10 protein-coding genes are annotated in these 17,082 nt (G+C 72.1%); 2 read left to right on the forward strand and 8 right to left on the reverse strand.

Features of this window, described 5'->3' with window-relative positions:
• The first annotated feature begins 61 nt into the window (after positions 1–61).
• Positions 62–1,606 carry a diguanylate cyclase domain-containing protein gene (locus ACIBEF_RS01390; protein ID WP_396790160.1) on the forward strand — a complete coding sequence of 515 codons (1,545 nt, stop codon included), beginning with the start codon at positions 62–64 and terminating at the stop codon, positions 1,604–1,606.
• Between the two features lie 43 nt (positions 1,607–1,649).
• Here ACIBEF_RS01390 and prfA read toward each other — a convergent pair whose 3' ends face one another.
• Together prfA and rpmE are read right to left on the reverse strand one after the other, a co-directional pair.
• Complete coding sequence (gene prfA, locus ACIBEF_RS01395; RefSeq protein WP_091405908.1) at positions 1,650–2,738, reverse strand: peptide chain release factor 1; 1,089 nt, start codon at positions 2,736–2,738, stop codon at positions 1,650–1,652.
• Positions 2,739–2,871: 133 nt separating this feature from the next.
• Positions 2,872–3,096 carry a 50S ribosomal protein L31 gene (gene rpmE, locus ACIBEF_RS01400; protein WP_355008073.1) on the reverse strand — a complete coding sequence of 75 codons (225 nt, stop codon included), beginning with the start codon at positions 3,094–3,096 and terminating at the stop codon, positions 2,872–2,874.
• A gap of 275 nt (positions 3,097–3,371) precedes the next feature.
• Here rpmE and ACIBEF_RS01405 point away from each other — a divergent pair, with 275 nt between their 5' ends.
• Positions 3,372–4,268, forward strand: a complete 897-nt coding sequence (locus tag ACIBEF_RS01405) for an AAA family ATPase (RefSeq protein WP_396790163.1) — start codon at positions 3,372–3,374, stop codon at positions 4,266–4,268.
• A gap of 43 nt (positions 4,269–4,311) precedes the next feature.
• Here ACIBEF_RS01405 and ACIBEF_RS01410 read toward each other — a convergent pair whose 3' ends face one another.
• The 6 genes from ACIBEF_RS01410 to ACIBEF_RS01435 form a co-directional block, all read right to left on the reverse strand.
• Complete coding sequence (locus tag ACIBEF_RS01410; RefSeq protein ID WP_396790165.1) at positions 4,312–7,794, reverse strand: phosphodiester glycosidase family protein; 3,483 nt, start codon at positions 7,792–7,794, stop codon at positions 4,312–4,314.
• A gap of 186 nt (positions 7,795–7,980) precedes the next feature.
• Positions 7,981–10,134: a transcription termination factor Rho gene (gene rho, locus ACIBEF_RS01415; RefSeq protein ID WP_396790167.1), complete on the reverse strand. Its 2,154-nt coding sequence runs from the start codon at positions 10,132–10,134 to the stop codon at positions 7,981–7,983.
• Between the two features lie 296 nt (positions 10,135–10,430).
• The gene (gene thrB, locus ACIBEF_RS01420) at positions 10,431–11,375 is read right to left on the reverse strand and encodes a homoserine kinase (protein WP_396790169.1); all 945 of its coding nucleotides are present in this window, start codon (positions 11,373–11,375) and stop codon (positions 10,431–10,433) included.
• 64 nt (positions 11,376–11,439) lie between these two features.
• Positions 11,440–12,684 carry an MFS transporter gene (locus tag ACIBEF_RS01425; protein ID WP_396790170.1) on the reverse strand — a complete coding sequence of 415 codons (1,245 nt, stop codon included), beginning with the start codon at positions 12,682–12,684 and terminating at the stop codon, positions 11,440–11,442.
• 11 nt (positions 12,685–12,695) lie between these two features.
• The gene (locus ACIBEF_RS01430; protein WP_396790172.1) at positions 12,696–13,538 is read right to left on the reverse strand and encodes a polysaccharide deacetylase family protein; all 843 of its coding nucleotides are present in this window, start codon (positions 13,536–13,538) and stop codon (positions 12,696–12,698) included.
• A 134-nt stretch (positions 13,539–13,672) separates the two neighbouring features.
• On the reverse strand, positions 13,673–16,954 hold the full coding sequence (locus tag ACIBEF_RS01435) for an efflux RND transporter permease subunit (protein WP_396790174.1): 3,282 nt from the start codon (positions 16,952–16,954) through the stop codon (positions 13,673–13,675).
• Between the last annotated feature and the right edge of the window lie 128 nt (positions 16,955–17,082).

Consider the following 17,082-nt stretch of genomic DNA (forward strand, 5'->3'; position numbering starts at 1 on the left):
AAGCGTCGCGGGCGACGTGACGAACAGGTGCGCCCAGGCGCGCACGACAGGAGGTTGACGGGTGGGCTGGCTCGACCGGGTCGATGACCAGGTTGACGCCCTGACGCACGCCCGGGCGTTGCAGGAGGCCAGCCGCTCCGCGGAGGCGTACGTCCTGCTGGAGCGTGTGATCCGCACCACCGACGACCCGGCGGCGCGGGCGGACGCCATGGTGCAGCGCCTCTCCGCGCTGATCAATCTCGGTCGGACGGCGGAGTTCACCCGGGCCATCGAAGAGGCGTCGGCGGCGGTCCGCGACCTCGCCGAGCCCTACCTGCACGGTCACCTCAACGCCCTTGCCGCGCTCGCCGCGCACCACCAGGGCGCACTGGACCGCTGCGTCATGCACCTCGTCCGGGCGGCCCGGGCGCTGGGCGCCGTCGCCGACCCGGACCGGGACACCGCCTGGGGCTGGCACGACCTGGCCATGGCCTACAGCTACCTCAGCTTCCACGGGTACGCCCTGGGGGCCATCGAGCGGGCCCGGCAGCTCGGGCTGACCGCCGGGATCCCGGAGGAGACGTTCGCCGCGCCGGGCATCCGGCTGCGCAACGCGGTGGCCCTCGACCACAACGGCGACAGCGACGGTTGCCTGCGGGTGCTCCGGGACGTGGCCGCCGACCTGACCCGCTTCGTCCGCGCCGGGCGGGCGGCCCAGCTACGCCCGAGCAGCCTCGCCGCGTACGGCTACGCGGCGGCTCGGCAGGCCGCGCTCGGCGATCAGGTGGCAACCGAAGGCCCCGAGCCGGCCCGGTTGATGACCCACGGCGGGGACAGCGCCCGCGCCCGCGACCTGCGTCAGCTCGGGCAGGTGTGCCTCGCCGTCGCCGACGGTCGGCCGATCGAAGCGGTCGCCCGACTGGACACCGTCCAGGTCTCCAACGAGACGCTCGGGGCGGCCGAGCCGGCCCGGCTGCGCAGCATCGCGTTGACCCGTGCCGGGGACCACCTGGCGGCGCACCGGGCCGACCGGCTGTCGTTCCGGCTCGCCGCGCAGCGCAACGACCGGCTGCGCGACGTCTACATCGACGGCATCGCCGCGCGCATCGACCACGAGGAGATGCGCCGTGAGGCGGCACGCTTCGAGGGCGAGGCGTTGACCGACCCGCTCACCGGGCTGCCCAACCGCCGCCGGTTGGAGCGCTACATCACGGCGGTGGTCACCCGGGGCGATCGAGTGGTGATCGGCGTCTGCGACCTGGACGGTTTCAAGGCGGTCAACACCCGGCACGGGCACCATTCGGGCGACCTGGTGCTGCAACGCATCGCCGGCGTGATCAACCGGGTGATGCGCCGAGGCGACTTCGTGGCCCGCTACGGCGGTGATGAATTCGTGGTGGTGCTGCCGGACACCGGCATGATCGAGGCCGCCGAGGTGGCCCGCCGGATCGAGGCAGCGGTCCGCCTGGAGGACTGGGAGTCGTTGGTCCCGGGCACCCCGGTCGGGGTCAGCATCGGCTTCGCCGAGGTCTCCGGTGGCAGCGGGCTGCGCGACGCGCTCAGCGTCGCGTTCGAGCAGGCCGACCGCGAGATGCTCCGCGCCAAGACCCGCCCGCGCGCAAGCTGATCAGCCTTCGCGGGGTCGAGGGTCGGGACCCGGGGGGTCGGGGTCAGCGGCGGGTCAGCTCGGTGTCGCCGGCCAGCCGGGCGGCCCGGTCGGCCTCGGTGAGGGCGTCCAGGACCCCGTCCAGCTCGCCGCCGAGCGCCAGGTCCAGGTTGTACGCGGTGTAGCCGATCCGGTGATCGGTGATCCGGTTCTGCGGGAAGTTGTAGGTGCGGATCCGCTCCGATCGGTCCACGGTGCGCACCTGGGCCTTACGCGCGTCCGAGGCGGCGGCGTCGGCCTGCTCCTGGGCGGCGGCGAGCAGTCGGGCCCGCAGGATCCGCATCGCCTGCTCGCGGTTCTGCAACTGGGACTTCTCGTTCTGGCAGGAGACGACGATGCCGGTCGGCAGGTGGGTGATCCGCACCGCCGAGTCGGTGGTGTTCACCGACTGGCCACCCGGGCCGGACGAGCGGAACACGTCGATGCGCAGCTCGTTCTGGTCGATCGTGACGTCGACGTCCTCGGCCTCCGGAAGCACCAGCACCCCGGCGGCGCTGGTGTGGATCCGGCCCTGCGACTCCGTCACCGGGACACGCTGCACCCGGTGCACGCCGCCCTCCCACTTGAGCCGCGACCAGACGCCGTTGCCACCGTCCGGCACACCCTTGGTCTTGATCGCCAGGGAGACGTCCTTGACCCCGCCGAGGTCGGAATCCTGCGCGTCGATCACCTCGGTGACCCAGCCGTGCCGCTCGGCGTACCGGGTGTACATCCGCAGCAGGTCACCGGCGAACAGCGCTGACTCCTCGCCACCCTCACCGGCCTTGATCTCGACGATCACGTCCTTGGCGTCGTGCGGGTCGCGCGGAATGAGCAGCTCGGCGAGCCGTTCCTCCAGCACCGGCAGGGACCCGGCGATGGCGTCCGCCTCAGCCGCGAAGGACGGGTCCTCGGCGGCCAGCTCGCGAGCCGCGGCCAGATCGGCGCGGGCCTGCTCCAACTCGTCGGCGGCCTTGTGCAGCGGCACCAGCTCGGCGTACCGGCGGCCGACCCTGCGCGCGGTGGCCTGGTCGGCGTGGATGGCCGGATCGGCCAACCGCTTCTCCAGCTCCGCGTACTCGTCGAGAAGGCCGGCCAGACGCTCGCTGCTCATGCTGCGGATGCTCCTTCGACGGTGCGCGACGACCGGGCCGGGGCCGGGAGGCCAGCGGCCGGGCGGAAATGGAGGAAAACGCGGACGGCGCCCGCGTCCGGTGGAAAACCGGACGCGGGCGCCGAACGAGGAGTTACTTGGCCTTCTTGGCCTGAACCTTGGCGTACTTCTGCTGGAACTTCGCGACCCGGCCGGCGGTGTCGAGAACGCGCTGCTTACCGGTGTAGAACGGGTGGCAGGCGCTGCAGGTCTCGGCGTGGATCGTGCCGCCCTTGGCGGTGCTGCGGGTCGTGAACGTGTTGCCACAGGAGCAGCTGACCTCGGTGGTCACGTACTCCGGGTGGATGTTTGCCTTCATCTCGCCTCGGTCCTCTCGTTGGTGGTCGCCGGGTCGCCGTCATCGCTCGTCGCGCCGTACGCGACGGGCTCGGGCGTGAACCGGAACCGGTGGCCGATTGACCAGTGTGCCATGGGCCTGAGCCGACCCGGCAATCGGGCCGCACACCTCGTCCGGCATCGTCAACACGTGCCTACCCGTCCGCATTCCCGCCGCCCGGCGGGGCATTCGCGCGCCCGGCGGACCGCCGCCAGGTACCCCGACCGGGGTACGCCCGTCGAGCCGGAGGTGGGTCGATGACCCGTCTGATCGCCACCCGGGGACTGCCCGCCTCCGGCAAGACGACGTTCGCCCGCACGCTCCAGCCGTCCGTGTCGCGGGTGAACCGGGACGATCTGCGTCGGATGCTGCACGGCGAACGGCTGTTCACCCAGTGGGCCGAGGCGCAGGTGACGGCCGTCCAGCAGGCTCAGGTCGAGGCGCTGCTGCGGGCCCGAGCGGACGTCTGCGTGGACGACACCAACCTGCGCGCGCGGACCCTGCGCGGCTGGGCCGAGCTGGCCGCCCGCCACGGCGCGGACTTCGAGGTGCACGACTTCACCGACGTGCCGCTGGACGAGTGCCTGCGCCGCGACGCCGCCCGCCCGGCCAGCGACCAGGTCGGCGCGGACGCGATCCGCCGGCTGCACGAGCGCTACCTTCAGGGGCGGGAGTTGCCGTTGCCGGTGCCGCAGGCTCGCACCGGACGACCCGCCGTGGTGCACCCGCCGTCGACCGAGCCACCGGAGATCGTCCTGGTGGACATCGACGGCACCGTCGCGCTGGCCGTCTCCCGCAGCCCGTACGACATGACCCGGGTGGGTCAGGACCAGCCGAACACGGCGGTGATCGCGGCGGTCCGGGCGATGCACGCCGCAGGCTACGGGGTGGTCTTCTGCTCGGGGCGGGACGCCTCCGCCCGCGCGGCCACCGAGGCGTGGCTGGCCCGGCACGTACGGGTGCCGTACCTGGGCCTGCACCTGCGCGCCGTCGGCGACTCCCGGAAGGACTCGATCGTCAAGCGGGAGATCTACGACCGGGAGATCCGGGACCGCTACCGGGTGGCCGGCGTCTTCGACGACCGCGTCCAGGTGGTCCAGATGTGGCGGTCCCTGGGCCTCACCGTCTTCCAGGTGGCCGACGGCGACTTCTGAGGTGTCCGGACGGGCCCCGCGCGTGGGGCCCGTCCGGACGGTGTCACCCGGTGACGGTGATGGTGGCCTCGGCACGCGCGCCGTTCACATCGACCGTCAGGCGAATCGGCGCGCCGGGCCGCAGTGCCGTCAGGGCACCGGTCGCCGGGTCGAACCGGGCGGTGTGCCAGGGGCGCACCCCGGCCGCCGAGCCGACGTGCACCCCCGGCGACGCCGACCAGTCGGCGCTGACCGGTGCGGCCACCGGGACCGTACGCCCGCCGGGCTGGGTCAGCGTGGCGGTGACCGTCACGGGGGTGCCGACCGCGACGCTGGCCGGGGCGGCCACGGTGAGGCGGTCGGCGTGCGCGTGGAACTCGGCGTCCACCCAACGCGGGCCCTCGGCGAGCGGGTCACGGCGGGCCCGGTCCGCCTCGACCGGGCTCACCGGGTCCACGCCGAACTCCGTCCAGCCGGTGAAGCCGCCCTGGTCGGCAGGGGTCGACGGCGTCTTGCCGGAGTTGCCGTTGATCACGTACGGCACCCCGTCCACCCGGTCGGCGTGGAAGGTGCCGACGTGCCCACCCACGAACAGCGCGCCCTTGCCGGTGCGGTGCTGGAAGTCGGCCAGCCACTGTTCCAGCAGCGCCGCCTCCTTGCGGTCGCCGAGCTGGCTGGCCTGCGCCGGGCTGGGGTCCCGTGGCGGGTGGTGGTGCAGGACGACGACCGAACCCACGCGCCGGTCGGTGGCCGCGGCGTCCAGCGTCTCGCGGAGCATCCGTACCTGGTCGAAGCCTCCGCCGCGCAGCGTCCCGGTGGACGAGTTCAGCGTGACGAACCGGGTGCCGTTGTGGTCGAACACCCGGGAGGTGGCACCGAACGCGGCCGCGAAGTTGCTGATCGGAGCGCCCATGATCTCGTGGTTGCCGGGCACGTAGTACCAGGGCAGCGCGTCGCCCAACTCCTCGTCGAGGATGCGCCGGGCCAGCGCGAAGTCGGCCGGGTAGGCGGTGTCCACGAAGTCGCCGTTGATCAGGAGGAAGTCCGGCCGGGCCGCCCGCACCTCGCGCAACGTCCGCCGGGCCTGGGCGACCAGGTCGCTGTCCGGGTCGGCGGCGACGAACTGGGCGTCGGAGAGCACAGCGAACCGCCACGGCGCGCCGTCCACAGTGCCGTCGCGGACCACCACCCGATCGGTACGCGGGGCCACCTGCGGCACGTCGACCGTCGGGGGCACCTTCGCCACGAGGTCGTCGATGATCACCTCGCTGGTGTACTGCGCCGCCGCGTTCGTCTCGGCCACGTAGAAGCGGCGTACCCGCACCGGGTACTGCACCCCGGCCGGCACCGCGAACTCCACGTACCGCCAACCGGTCCACGTGATCAGTGGGCCACGCAGCACGTGTTGCGTGTCCTGGGCGTCGTGCAGGTGCAGGCTGGGCCACTCCCCGGTGCCGTTGCCGTGGATCCACATCCCGAAGGCCTGCGGTTGACCGGGCACCTCGATCCAGGCGGGCGGGTCGGCGTACGCGGCCCGCGTGCCGGTGGACTGGCTGAAGTCGTACGACATGCGCAGGCCGGTGCCGGTGTGCCCGGGCGCCGGCGCCACCGAACCGCTGGCACGGGCCTGACTGAACCGCCAGGACGCGGCGTCGTCGAAACCGGCGACCGGCACGTCGGTCAGCCCGACGGTGACCGGCAGGACAGCGCTCGTGCGTCCGACGTGAACGGTCACCAGGCCGGAGCCGCTGTCCCGCAACGCGGCGATGGACAGGTTGCCGTCCCCGGTGGGGGTGATCCGCAGCAGGTCCCGGTCGTAGTCGAGGGTGAGGTCGTCCGGCTCGATCGGCGCGGTGTTGCCTTCGCCGTCGTACCCGACGACGCCGACCAGGGCGTCACCTTCCGGGCCGGTCAGCCCGACCCGCGGCACGGTGGTGCCGATCCGGGCCAGCGGGCCGAGCACCGTGAGGTTCAGCGAGCCGGTGACCCGCCCCCGTCCGGCGGTGACCGTGCTGGGTCCCGGCGAGGCGGCGTGGAACACGCCGTCACTGTCGACCCGGCCGCGTACCGCCGGGGTCGCCCGCCAGGTGGGGGCGCCGGCCGCCGGGCCGTACGTCTCGTCGTAGCCGGACGCGGTGAGAGTGCGGGTCAGCCCCGGGAAGACCCGGTCGGGCCCTCCACCTCGCACCGGTGAGACGCCCGGGGCGGCGGTGGGGTCGCTGGCCGTCTCGACCCAGTAGCCGGTGAGTCGCCCGCTGCCCTTCGGCGCGTAGATGGCCAGGCCGTTGGGCACGGCCCGCTCGCTGCCGTCGGAGGGGCCGTTCTCCACCTGCACGGCGGGCGCTCCCGGCTCCCGGGCCAGCAGCGTGGACGATCCGCCACCGTCCAGGTTGAGCGCGTGGTGGGCGCCCAACTCGGCCATCATCCGGCCCATCTCGGTCTGCGTCACGCCGCGGCTGTCGACCTGACGGCCGTCCACCGTCAGCATGATCATTTTCCGACCGTCGGCACTGAACCCGACGGCGGTGCGGGGCGCGAGGGTCGGGTCCGCGATGGTCTGCACGACACCGTCGCGGACGAGGACGTTGCCGCCTCCGACCGCCGCGTGCAGGGTGCTGCCGTCGGACGGCTTCGGCCGCCAGGCGACCGCCACCGGGTCACCGGGGCGCAGACCGGCAAGCGCGTCCGCGCCGAGGTCGCGGCCGAGCAGCACGGTGCTGCCCGCGACGATCGGGCCGCTACCGGCCACGTCTCCCACCGCGGCCACCCGACCGCCGGTCACGGTGACCTCGACCACCCGGGTCGCGCCCTCCACGGCACGCTGCCGGGAGTACGTCCCCCACAGCTCGGTGAACGCGCCGATGCCGTTGGCCTGCACCATGTTGTTGAACTGGGTCAGCGGGACCGGCCCGGTGGGCAGGGCGGCGCTGCCGTCGAAGTTCACCTCGATCACCCGCCCGACCCCGTTGGTGGTGACCGCCACCGCGTTGTGATGACCGTTGACCCCCGACTGGATCAGCTCGCCGTCACGGACGCCGACGCCCTGGGCGGCACCGGAGTTGTTGATGTCGAAGAAGTCGCCGTTGACCGCGGCGACCGCGCGCGACTGGTCCACCGCCTTCCGCAGCGGCTCGGCCCGGCTGACCGCGCCGGAGTTGACGTAGTCGACAGTGGAGCCGCCGGCCAGGTCGGTGGTGAGCGCGTCGGCGCGCAGCCAGCCCTCGGCGTCGTACCGGTCGAAGGACGTCAGTTGCACGCCCGGCGCGACCGGCCGGGTGGCCTTCGAGGTCTCCAGCCCGCCGGCCGGCTCCAGGCCACCAGCGCCGGCGGTCGGGGCGGTCGCGGCGGCCAGGCTGACCGAGCCGGCCGGGCGGGAGGACGCGGGCGGCGCGTCCTCGGCGATGGTGGGTGAGGCCACCGACGGTGAGGCCGGTGTGGGCGGATCGATGGTGGGTGCGGCGGTGGCCGGCGGCGACAGGGCCAGGGCGAGCAGCGGCGTCAGCAGCAGGACGCCGGTGCGGCGGGCGGATCGTCTGCGGGTACGCATGGACGACAGTCAACCCGGCAATGAATAGAAGTTTCAATACCTGTCGACTGAACCGAAGGAAAATTCCATCACCTGACGGCGCTCCGACCCGCTGCGGCTCCCGCCGGCCGCGGATGTCGGGCCCGGGAACATGACGAAGGGGCACGGCCGCGATGGCCGTGCCCCTTCGTCGTCACCCGGGGATGGTTACTCCCCCGGCGTCGACTTCGCGATCTGCATCAGGAACTCGATGTTGGTGCGGGACTGCTTGAGCCGGTCCAGCAGGAGATCCATCGCGGCCTGCGAGTCCAGCGAGTGCAGCACCTTCCGGAGCTTGTGGATGATGGCCAGCTCTTCCGGTGCGAGCAGGACCTCTTCCTTACGCGTACCGGACGGGTTGATGTCGATGGCCGGGAAGGTCCGCTTGTCGGCGATCTTCCGGTCCAGCTTCAACTCGGCGTTACCGGTGCCCTTGAACTCCTCGAAGATGACCGTGTCCGCCATGGACCCGGTCTCCACCAGCGCCGTGGCGATGATGGTCAGCGACCCGCCGTTCTCGATGTTGCGGGCCGCGCCGAGGAAGCGCTTCGGCGGGTACAGCGCAGTGGAGTCGATACCACCCGACATGATCCGGCCGCTGGCCGGCGCCGCCAGGTTGTACGACCGACCGAGCCGGGTCACCGAGTCGAGCAGCACGACGACGTCGTGCCCAAGCTCGACGAGGCGCTTGGCCCGCTCGATGGCCAGCTCCGCCACCGTGGTGTGGTCCTGCGGCGGACGGTCGAACGTGGCCGCGATGACCTCGCCCTTGATCGACCGCTGCATGTCGGTGACCTCTTCAGGCCGCTCGTCCACCAGCACCACCATCAGGTGGCACTCCGGGTTGTTGCGGGTGATCGCGTTCGCGATCGCCTGCAGCACCATCGTCTTACCCGCCTTGGGCGGAGACTGGATGAGCGCCCGCTGGCCCTTGCCGATCGGCATGACCAGGTCGATGACCCGGGTGGTGAGGATGTGCGGCTCGGTCTCCAGCCGCAGGCGCTCCTGCGGGTAGAGCGGGGTGAGCTTGTAGAACTCCGGACGACGCCGGGCCTCCTCGGGCTCCATCCCGTTGATCGTGTCCAGCCGCATCAGCGGGTTGTACTTGTCGCGCCGCTGGTCGCCGCTGTTGCCGCCCTCGCGGGCCGCCCGCACCGCGCCGGTGATCGCGTCACCACGGCGCAGGCCGTACTTCTTGATCTGGGACATCGAGACGTACACGTCGTTCGGGCCGGCCAGGTAACCGGTCGTCCGCACGAAGGCGTAGTTGTCGAGCACGTCGATGATGCCGGCCACCGGGACGAGTACGTCATCCTCGTTGACCTGCGGCTCACGCCCGCCGGTGTCGGCACCGGTCTCGGTGCGCTCGCCGCGCCCACGGCGACGGTCCCGGAAACGGCTGCGCCGGCCGCGCCGGCCGCCACCCTCGTCGTCGTCGTCGCTGTCCCGCTCGGCACGCTGACCACGGTCGTTGCGGTCGTTGCGGTCGTTGCGGTCGTTGCGGTCACCGCGGTCGGGTCGGTCGTTGCGCTCGGCCCGCTCGCCCCGGTCGGAACGCTCGCCCCGGTCGTTACGCTCGCCACGCTCGGCCCGATCGCCACGCTCGGCACGGTCACCCCGGTCGTTGCGCTCGCCACGCTCGGCCCGATCGCCACGCTCGGCACGGTCACCCCGGTCGGCACGCTCGCCGCGGTCGGCACGCTCGCCGCGGTCGGCACGCTCGGTCCGCTCGCCCCGGTCGGCACGCTCGGCGCGCTCCGGACGCTCGGCCCGGTCGCGGCGGTTCTCGCCACGGTCGGCCCGCTCGCCGGCTTCCGCCTCGTCGCTACGCGGCTCGGTCGTCCGCGCCTCGGTTGCCCGCGGCTCGGTTGTCCGCGCCTCAGCGGGGCGAGCCTCGGTGGTACGGGCCTCCGCCGTTGCGGTCCGGCTCCGCCGGGTGCGGCTACGGCCCTCGGTCTCGGCGGCCGGCTCGGCCGGCGCCTGCTCGGCACCGCGTCCTTCGGCTGCCGGCCGGTCGGCGGTCTCCCGCACCTCGGCGCGCACTCCCTCACGGGTCGGGGCGGCCGCGGCCGCGACCTCGGCCCGTGGTCGAGGGGTCCCGGCGGCGTTGCCGCCCTGCCGCTCGGAAATCGCGGCGATCAGCTCGCCCTTGCGCATGCGAGCCGTGCCGGAGATGCCGAGCGACGCAGCCAGGCTCTGCAGCTCTGGCAGCAGCATCGCCGACAGACCGGTGCCGCTACGCCGACGACGGGCGGGAGCGGCTGCGGTGGCATCGCCAGCGACGTTGGAAACATCCGACGTCACGTCGGTGGTGTCGCTCAATGGATTCCTTCCCTCGATAGGCCGGGACTGCCCGGAGTCGGAGCTCAGGTGGCCGGGCGGCCTCGGTGCACCCGCCTCGCAAGGACGCGTCGCGGGAGTCTGTGACACAGCAGCCGGTCGGTATCCCGACTCACCAACGTCGGTGAGCAGGTCTCGCCGTCTGCGGCGACCTGTGGAAACTGCGGTGCGGCGTGGGCCTTTGGCAGGGGTAGACGGGCTGACCGCCGAGAGCTTCGGGGGTGCGCCGCCCCGCAGGAGATCGCGTGCTTCGCGGCTGTGCTAGGTCTAGAGCGTAATCAACTCTTCCGACCTGCGGCAACAGGGTCCCGCTCGGCGTGTCCAAGTCTACCCCGTGCGACCCGCGCGCCGCTGACGTCTATCGGTAACTGCCAGATCTCCCAGTCTGTTCCCACTGGGAAGCCCGCCGGAGGCTGACTGAGCGCCAGCACAGTCGGCCCCGCCCCACTGACCACAGCTGCCACATCGGCCGCACGCAACGCGCTGACCAGGGCAGATGTGCCTGGCATCCCCGCTGCGCGGTAATCCTGATGGAGTCGGTCGACGGTCGCCGGCAGCAGCAGGGTCGGGTCCGTGGTGAGCGCGTGCACCAGCAGCGCTGCCCGCCCGGCGGTCAACGCGGCGTCACCATGCGGCACGGTTGCCGGCAGAGCCGCCCGCGCGGTCGCGGTCAAACCGCGTTCCGCCGGTACGAAAACAGTGGGCCGCACCGCTGCGGCGACCGGCAGCGAAACCGCCCGGGCACCGCCCGGCTCGGACCAGGCCAGAGTGAAACCGCCCAGCAGGCACGGTGCCACATTGTCGGGGTGGCCCTCGATCTCGGCGGCCAGTCGCAGCGCACCGGCGTCGTCAAGGCGCTGCTCCCCATCGACGACCAGGGCACGGGCCAGCAGCACCCCGGCGACGATCGCGGCGGACGAGGAGCCCAGCCCACGTGCCTGCGGGATCCGGTTGACGCACTCCACGCTCAGCCCCGCGGGGTGGGCGCCGAGCACGTCGAACGCGGCGCGCATGGCTCGCACCACCAGGTGCCGGTCGTCGTCGGGCAGCTCACCGGCGCCCTGCCCGGTCACTGTCACCCGGACACCGCTTGAGGCGACCTCGGCGGCCACGTCGTCGTAGAGCCCGAGGGCGAGACCCAGCGCGTCGAAGCCCGGGCCCAGGTTGGCGCTGGTCGCCGGGACGCGGACCCGGACCGGCTCGGCGGTGAAGTTCGTCGGCACGCGCCCATGCTAGGGCTCGGGACCGACGAACCGGTCCCGCGCCCGCTGCCTGGGACCGTCGAGTTCAGCCGGCCGGGTCCGGGACCGGCTCGACGGCCGGCTCGGTGAGCGACAGCCGGCGGGTGTCGATCCGCCAGCCGACCGCGTACACGAGGGTGATCAGACCGCAGCCGGCGAGCACCACCCGTTCGTCGACCGAGTCCACCACCAGGGCCACCGCCAGTTGACTCACCGAGATCGCCAGCGTCGCCAGCATCATGTCGGTGGCGAAGACGCGGCCCCGCAACCGGTCCGGAACTTCACCCTGAAGGGCGAAGTTCGACATCACCCAGTTGCTGCCACCCGCGAAGTGCGCCACGAAGACCAGCAGCAGCACCAGTGGAAACCATCGCACCACCGAGGTGCCCAGGTAGGACAGGCCGTAGAGCGACATGGACAGCGCGAGCCCGGGCAGCAGCCAGGCCCGGTTGGTCAACACCCGGCGCATCAGGATCGGCCCCACCAACGCTCCCGCGCCACGGACGGCGAAGAGCAGGCCAGCGCCGAGCGGGCCGACACCGTACACGCCGGCCAGCAGCGGAAACACCGTCAGCACGCCGTTGCCCAGGCCCACCGCTGACTTGACGGTGACCAGCGCGAGCACCCGGGGGCGGTGACCGATGTAGCCGAGCGCCTCGCGGACCGCCGACCAGGTTCGCTGGGCCGGTTGGTCGGCGTCCCGGGGCGCCTGCAACGGCCGACGGATCCGGGTGGCGAGGGCCGCGGCCACCGCCAGGCCCACCGCCGCGACCCAGAAGCAGACGTACGGGCCGGCAGCGGTGCTGAGCACGCCGCCGAGCGACGCACCGACCACGGTCATGGTGCCCCAGGCCGAGCCGGCGACGGCGTTGCCAGCGGCGAGTTCGTGGGGCTCCAGCACGTTGGGCAGCGCGGCCTGGGCGGCCGGCGAGTAGAACGCCTTGGCGACCGCCACCACTCCGATGGCGACCAGCGCCAGCCACGCGGTTCCGGCGTTCCGCACGCCGAGCAGCAGCAACACGCCCGCCAGCGCGGCCACGTTCGCGGCGATCATGATCTTTCGGCGGTCGAAGCGGTCGGCGATCGTGCCGGTGTACGGCAGCAGTAACGCCACGATGCCGGTGTCCACGGCCAACACCAGCGCGCCCCAGACGCCGCTGCCGGTCAGGTGCGGCAGCAGCACCAGCAGCGGCACCATGACGAACCAGTCGGCGCCGAAGACCACCAGCTCGGCGAGGAAGAGGTTGCGGAAGCTCCGATTGCCGGTCAGAACCGAGAGGGTGGACGCCACGGAGCGCGACCCTACCTGGTCGGTGTCGCACCCACACCCGCTCCCAGCAGCGCCGAAACCGTGACGAAGGTGTAACCGCGCGACCGTAGACCGTTGATCATGTCGGTCAGACCCCGCAGTGCGACCAGCCGCCGGTGCGCCCCCACATCGTGGCCGAGCACGATCGTTCCCGGTCGGACCTCGGCGACGATCCGTTGGGCGTGACCGGCCGGATCGTCGGGGAACTGGCGCTCCACCATCTGCAACGACCAGAGCACCAGCCGATAGTCCAGCCGGGCCGCCGCGTGCAGCACCGCCCCGCCCAGGTGGCCGTACGGCGGGCGGAGGAGCGCCGGCGGCACCCCGGTCAGGTCGGCGATCGCGTCGTGGCTGCGGCGCAGGTCGTCGTACGCCTCGGCGGCGTTCAGTTCGGCCAGGTCCCGGTGTTCCCAGCTGTGGTTGCCCACCTCGTGCCCGGCGAGCCGGTCGCGGACGACGTCGGCGTGTCGACGGACCTGCGCCCCGACCATGAAGAAGGTGGCCGGCACCCGGTGCTGGGCCAGTGTGTCGAGCACCATGGAGGTCCACTGTGGTGCCGGTCCGTCGTCGAAGGTGAGGGCCACCAGGCGCTGGCCGGTCCGCCCGGACCAGACGACGTCGAGCGCGCCGGAGCCGACATCCTGTTGGCCGTTACCGAGGGTGGCGCTGGCGGGGCCGCCTGCGATCGGCATGCGGCGATGGGTGATCCACCCCGCCTCGGACGTCCCCGCGCCGATGGCCACACCGCCCCCCACCAGCAGGCCACGGCGCAGCAGGTCGCGTCGGCCCCACCCGCGCGCGCCCTCGGCCATCTGCCCGCCCCGCTTCACCCTCACCCCCACCCGTCTACGAGGAGTATGCAAGAAGTTACACAAAGTGTGGGGTGGTCGAGTCGGAGTGTTTTCGGTCGGATGAACCGGGAACGCCCCCGGCGACAATCCGCCGGGGGCGTTCCGAACTGCTCTGCGACCTACTCGGTCGGCTCCGCCGGAGGCAGCGGGGAGGTACGGCTACGCGGCAACCGCAGCACCTCGAACTGGTCCGTGCCCTCCACCAGCGCGGCCGACGGCGCGGGTCGCGCGGCCGGCTGCACACCCTCGGTCGCGACCGGGGCGGGTGCGCCGCTCGGCACCGCGACCTGGTTCGGCGCCGGCGCCTCGTCGGTCTCGGTCGTCGTGGTCACCGCCGACCCGCCGGAACGCCGTCGTGCGCGCCGAGCCCGCAGCGACTCCTTGGTGTGCTCCACCATCGTGTAGAGCGTCGGCACCAGGATCAACGTGAGCAGCGTCGAGCTGAGCAGACCACCGATCACCACGACCGCCAGCGGCTGAGAGATGAAGCCTCCCTCACCGGTCAACCCGAACGCCATCGGCAGCAGCGCGAAGATCGTCGCTACCGCCGTCATCAGGATCGGGCGCAGCCGGCGACGGCCACCCTCGACCACCGCTTCCCGGACCCCCATGCCCTGCGCCCGGTACTGGTTGATCAGGTCGAGCAACACGATCGCGTTGGTCACCACGATGCCGACCAGCATCAGCACACCGATCAGCGCCGGCACACCGAGCGGCGTCCCGGTGATCAACAGCAGACCGATGGCACCGGTCGCCGCGAACGGGATGGAGATCAGCAGGATCAGCGCCTGGGTGAGGCTACGGAAGGTGGCCACCATGATCAGGAAGACGATGGCGATCGCGGCCAGCACCGCCAGGCCCAGGTCCGCGAAGGCGTCCGCCTGATCCGCGCTGACACCACCGATGGTGAAGCTCGCACCCGGCACGTTGAGGCCGTCCAGCCGCGTCTGCAACTCCTTGCTGGTCGCGCCCAGGTTCGAGCCGGTCGCCGCGCCGGTCACCGACACGCTCCGCTCACCGTCGATGCGGGTGACCTGCTGCGGGCCCTCGCCCTGGGTGACCTGCGCGATGTCGCCCAGCTTGACCGGACCAACCGGCAGTGCCCGCAGCTCCTCCACCGTCATCGGCGGCTGCGTGCCCAACCGCAGCACCACGTTCTGCTGCTGGCCGTCGAGCGCGACCTGACCCAGCGGCGCTCCCCGGAACGCCTGCGACACGAGCTGCCCCACGGCGGCCTCGGTGAGCCCGACCCGACCGGCGGCGACCCGGTCCACCACCACGTCGACCCGCGGCACCCGCGCGGCCAGGCTGGTGGACACGTCCTCGACGTCCGGCAGGCCGGCCATCGCGGCCCGCGCCTCCTCGGCGGCCCGGGTCAGCGCCTCCGGGTCGCTGGCCTGGACGATCACCTCCAGCTGGCTGGTCGACGCCTCCTGCCCGCCACCGAAGCTGATCTCACCCACACCGGCGCCGAGCTTCTCGAACTCCTTGCGCAGCACCTCACGCATCTGCTTCGCGTCGGTGTCACCGTCGAGCGCCAGCGACCAGCTGGCGACGTTGTTGCCGCCGCCGCCCGCCCACGGGTTGTCCCCGCCGCCGGCGGTCACCTGGTACGTCTCGACGCCGTCGGTGTTCGACAGCACCGACTCGACCTGCTTGGCCGCCGCTTCGGTGGCCGCCAGGCCACTGCCGGCCGGCAGCTCCTGGCTCATGTTGAGGGTGTCCTGGCCGGAGTCGTCCAGGAAGTTGGTCTCCAACTTCTGCGCCAGACCGAAGGTGCCGAAGAGCACCAGCAGGCCGAGCCCGACGGTGATCCAACGGGTCGACCGCTTGCCGGTGGCGAACCCGATCACGGGCAGGTACGCCCGCTGCAACGGGCTGCGCAGCTCCTTCTCCTCCGCCGCGTTCCGTACCGCCTCGTCGTCAGCGGTGCCGCCGCGCGGCTTGAGGAACCAGTACGCGAGGACCGGAATCACCGTCAGAGACACCAGCAGCGAGGCGAGCAGGGCCACCGTCACGGTGATCGCGAACGGCGCGAAGAGCTGGCCCACGAACCCGCCGACCAGCGCGATCGGCGCGAACACCGCCACCGTGGTGAGGGTCGACGCGGTCACCGCACCGGCGACCTCCCGGACGCCGGTGATGATGGCGTGCCGTTTCTCCTCGCCGTACTCAAGGTGGCGTTTGATGTTCTCCAACACCACGATCGAGTCGTCGACCACCCGGCCTACCGCGATGGTCAACGCGCCGAGGGTGAGCAGGTTGAGCGAGTAGTCACCGATCCACAGGGCGATCAACGCCACCAGCACGGAGAGCGGGATGGAGACCGCGGTGACCACCGTCGAGCGCACCGACAGCAGGAACACCAGGATGACGATGACCGCCATCACCAGGCCCAGCAGGCCCTCAGTGGTCAGCGACTCGATCGACTTCTCGACGAACGGCGCCTGGTCGAAGACCACTGTCAGCTCCGCGCCGGAGGCGTCCTTCAGGTCGTCGAGCCGGTCCCGGATCTCGTGCGAGATCTCCACGGCGTTGCCGTCCGGTGCCGCGGTGACCGCGATACCGAGGCTGTCCTTGCCGTTGGTCCGGGTGATCGCCGTGGCCGGGGCGAGCTGCTGCTCGACCGTCGCCACGTCACCGAGGCGAACGGGTGCCGCGGCCGGGACGACCACGATGCCGCGCAGCTCCTCCAGGGTGGCGATCGGCGTGCCGACCTGCACCGGGAGGGCCAACGCCCCGTCGGTCACCGCGCCGGCCGGAACCGCCACGCCGTTGGTCTTCAGCGCCGCGCCGATCGCCGTCGGCTGGATCTTCGCGGCGGCCAACTTCGCCGGGTCGGGGGTGACCACCACGACGTCGTCGCGGGTGCCGGTCACCTCGACCGTGCGTACCCCCTCGATGCCCTCCAGCTCCGGCACCACAGTCGTGCGCAGCTTCTCGGCCAGCGCCCGCTCGTCCCCGGAACCGGCAGCGGCCAGCACCACCGCCGGCAGGTCGTCGGTGCTACCCGCGATGACCTGCGGGTCGACGCCCTCCGGCAGTTGGGAGTCGATCCGACTCAACGCGGTCTGCATCTTGTTGACGACGTCGTCGAGGTCGGTGCCGAACTCGTACGTCACCTGGACGGTGGCCGCCCCCTCGCGAGAGGTGGAGGTGACCTGGTCCAGCCCCGGGATGCCCTGGAGGGCGTTCTCGATCGGCTCGGTCACCTGCGACTCGACGATCTCGGGGCCGGCGCCGGGGAAGGGAGCCACGATGAACGCGGCCGGGAACTCGAGCGACGGCAGCAGTTGCTGCTTCAGCGACGGCACGGCGAACACTCCGAACACCGTGGTCACCACCGCGATGAGGGCAATCAGCCCTCGGTTGGCGAGGCTGAATCTGGCGAGCAGCGACATCGGCCTGGCTCACTCCTGAACGAGAATGCGGGCGGGGATACCCGAAAGTGTGCCGGACTCGCATACCTCGGCCCCCGCCGCCCCCGGACTGTCGCGCCGTTCAGCTCCCGCCGTGGAACACCGCCCGG

This window comes from Micromonospora sp. NPDC050795 (assembly GCF_044456785.1).
GTDB lineage: Bacteria > Actinomycetota > Actinomycetes > Mycobacteriales > Micromonosporaceae > Micromonospora.

Excerpts from the sequence above, each read along its gene's own strand:
- prfA (WP_091405908.1), bottom strand. The coding sequence starts at position 2,738 with ATGAGCAGCGAGCGTCTGGCCGGCCTTCTCGACGAGTACGCGGAGCTG.
- ACIBEF_RS01405 (WP_396790163.1), top strand. The coding sequence starts at position 3,372 with ATGACCCGTCTGATCGCCACCCGGGGACTGCCCGCCTCCGGCAAGACG.
- ACIBEF_RS01410 (WP_396790165.1), bottom strand. The coding sequence starts at position 7,794 with ATGCGTACCCGCAGACGATCCGCCCGCCGCACCGGCGTCCTGCTGCTG.
- ACIBEF_RS01435 (WP_396790174.1), bottom strand. The coding sequence starts at position 16,954 with ATGTCGCTGCTCGCCAGATTCAGCCTCGCCAACCGAGGGCTGATTGCC.
- rpmE (WP_355008073.1), bottom strand. The coding sequence starts at position 3,096 with ATGAAGGCAAACATCCACCCGGAGTACGTGACCACCGAGGTCAGCTGC.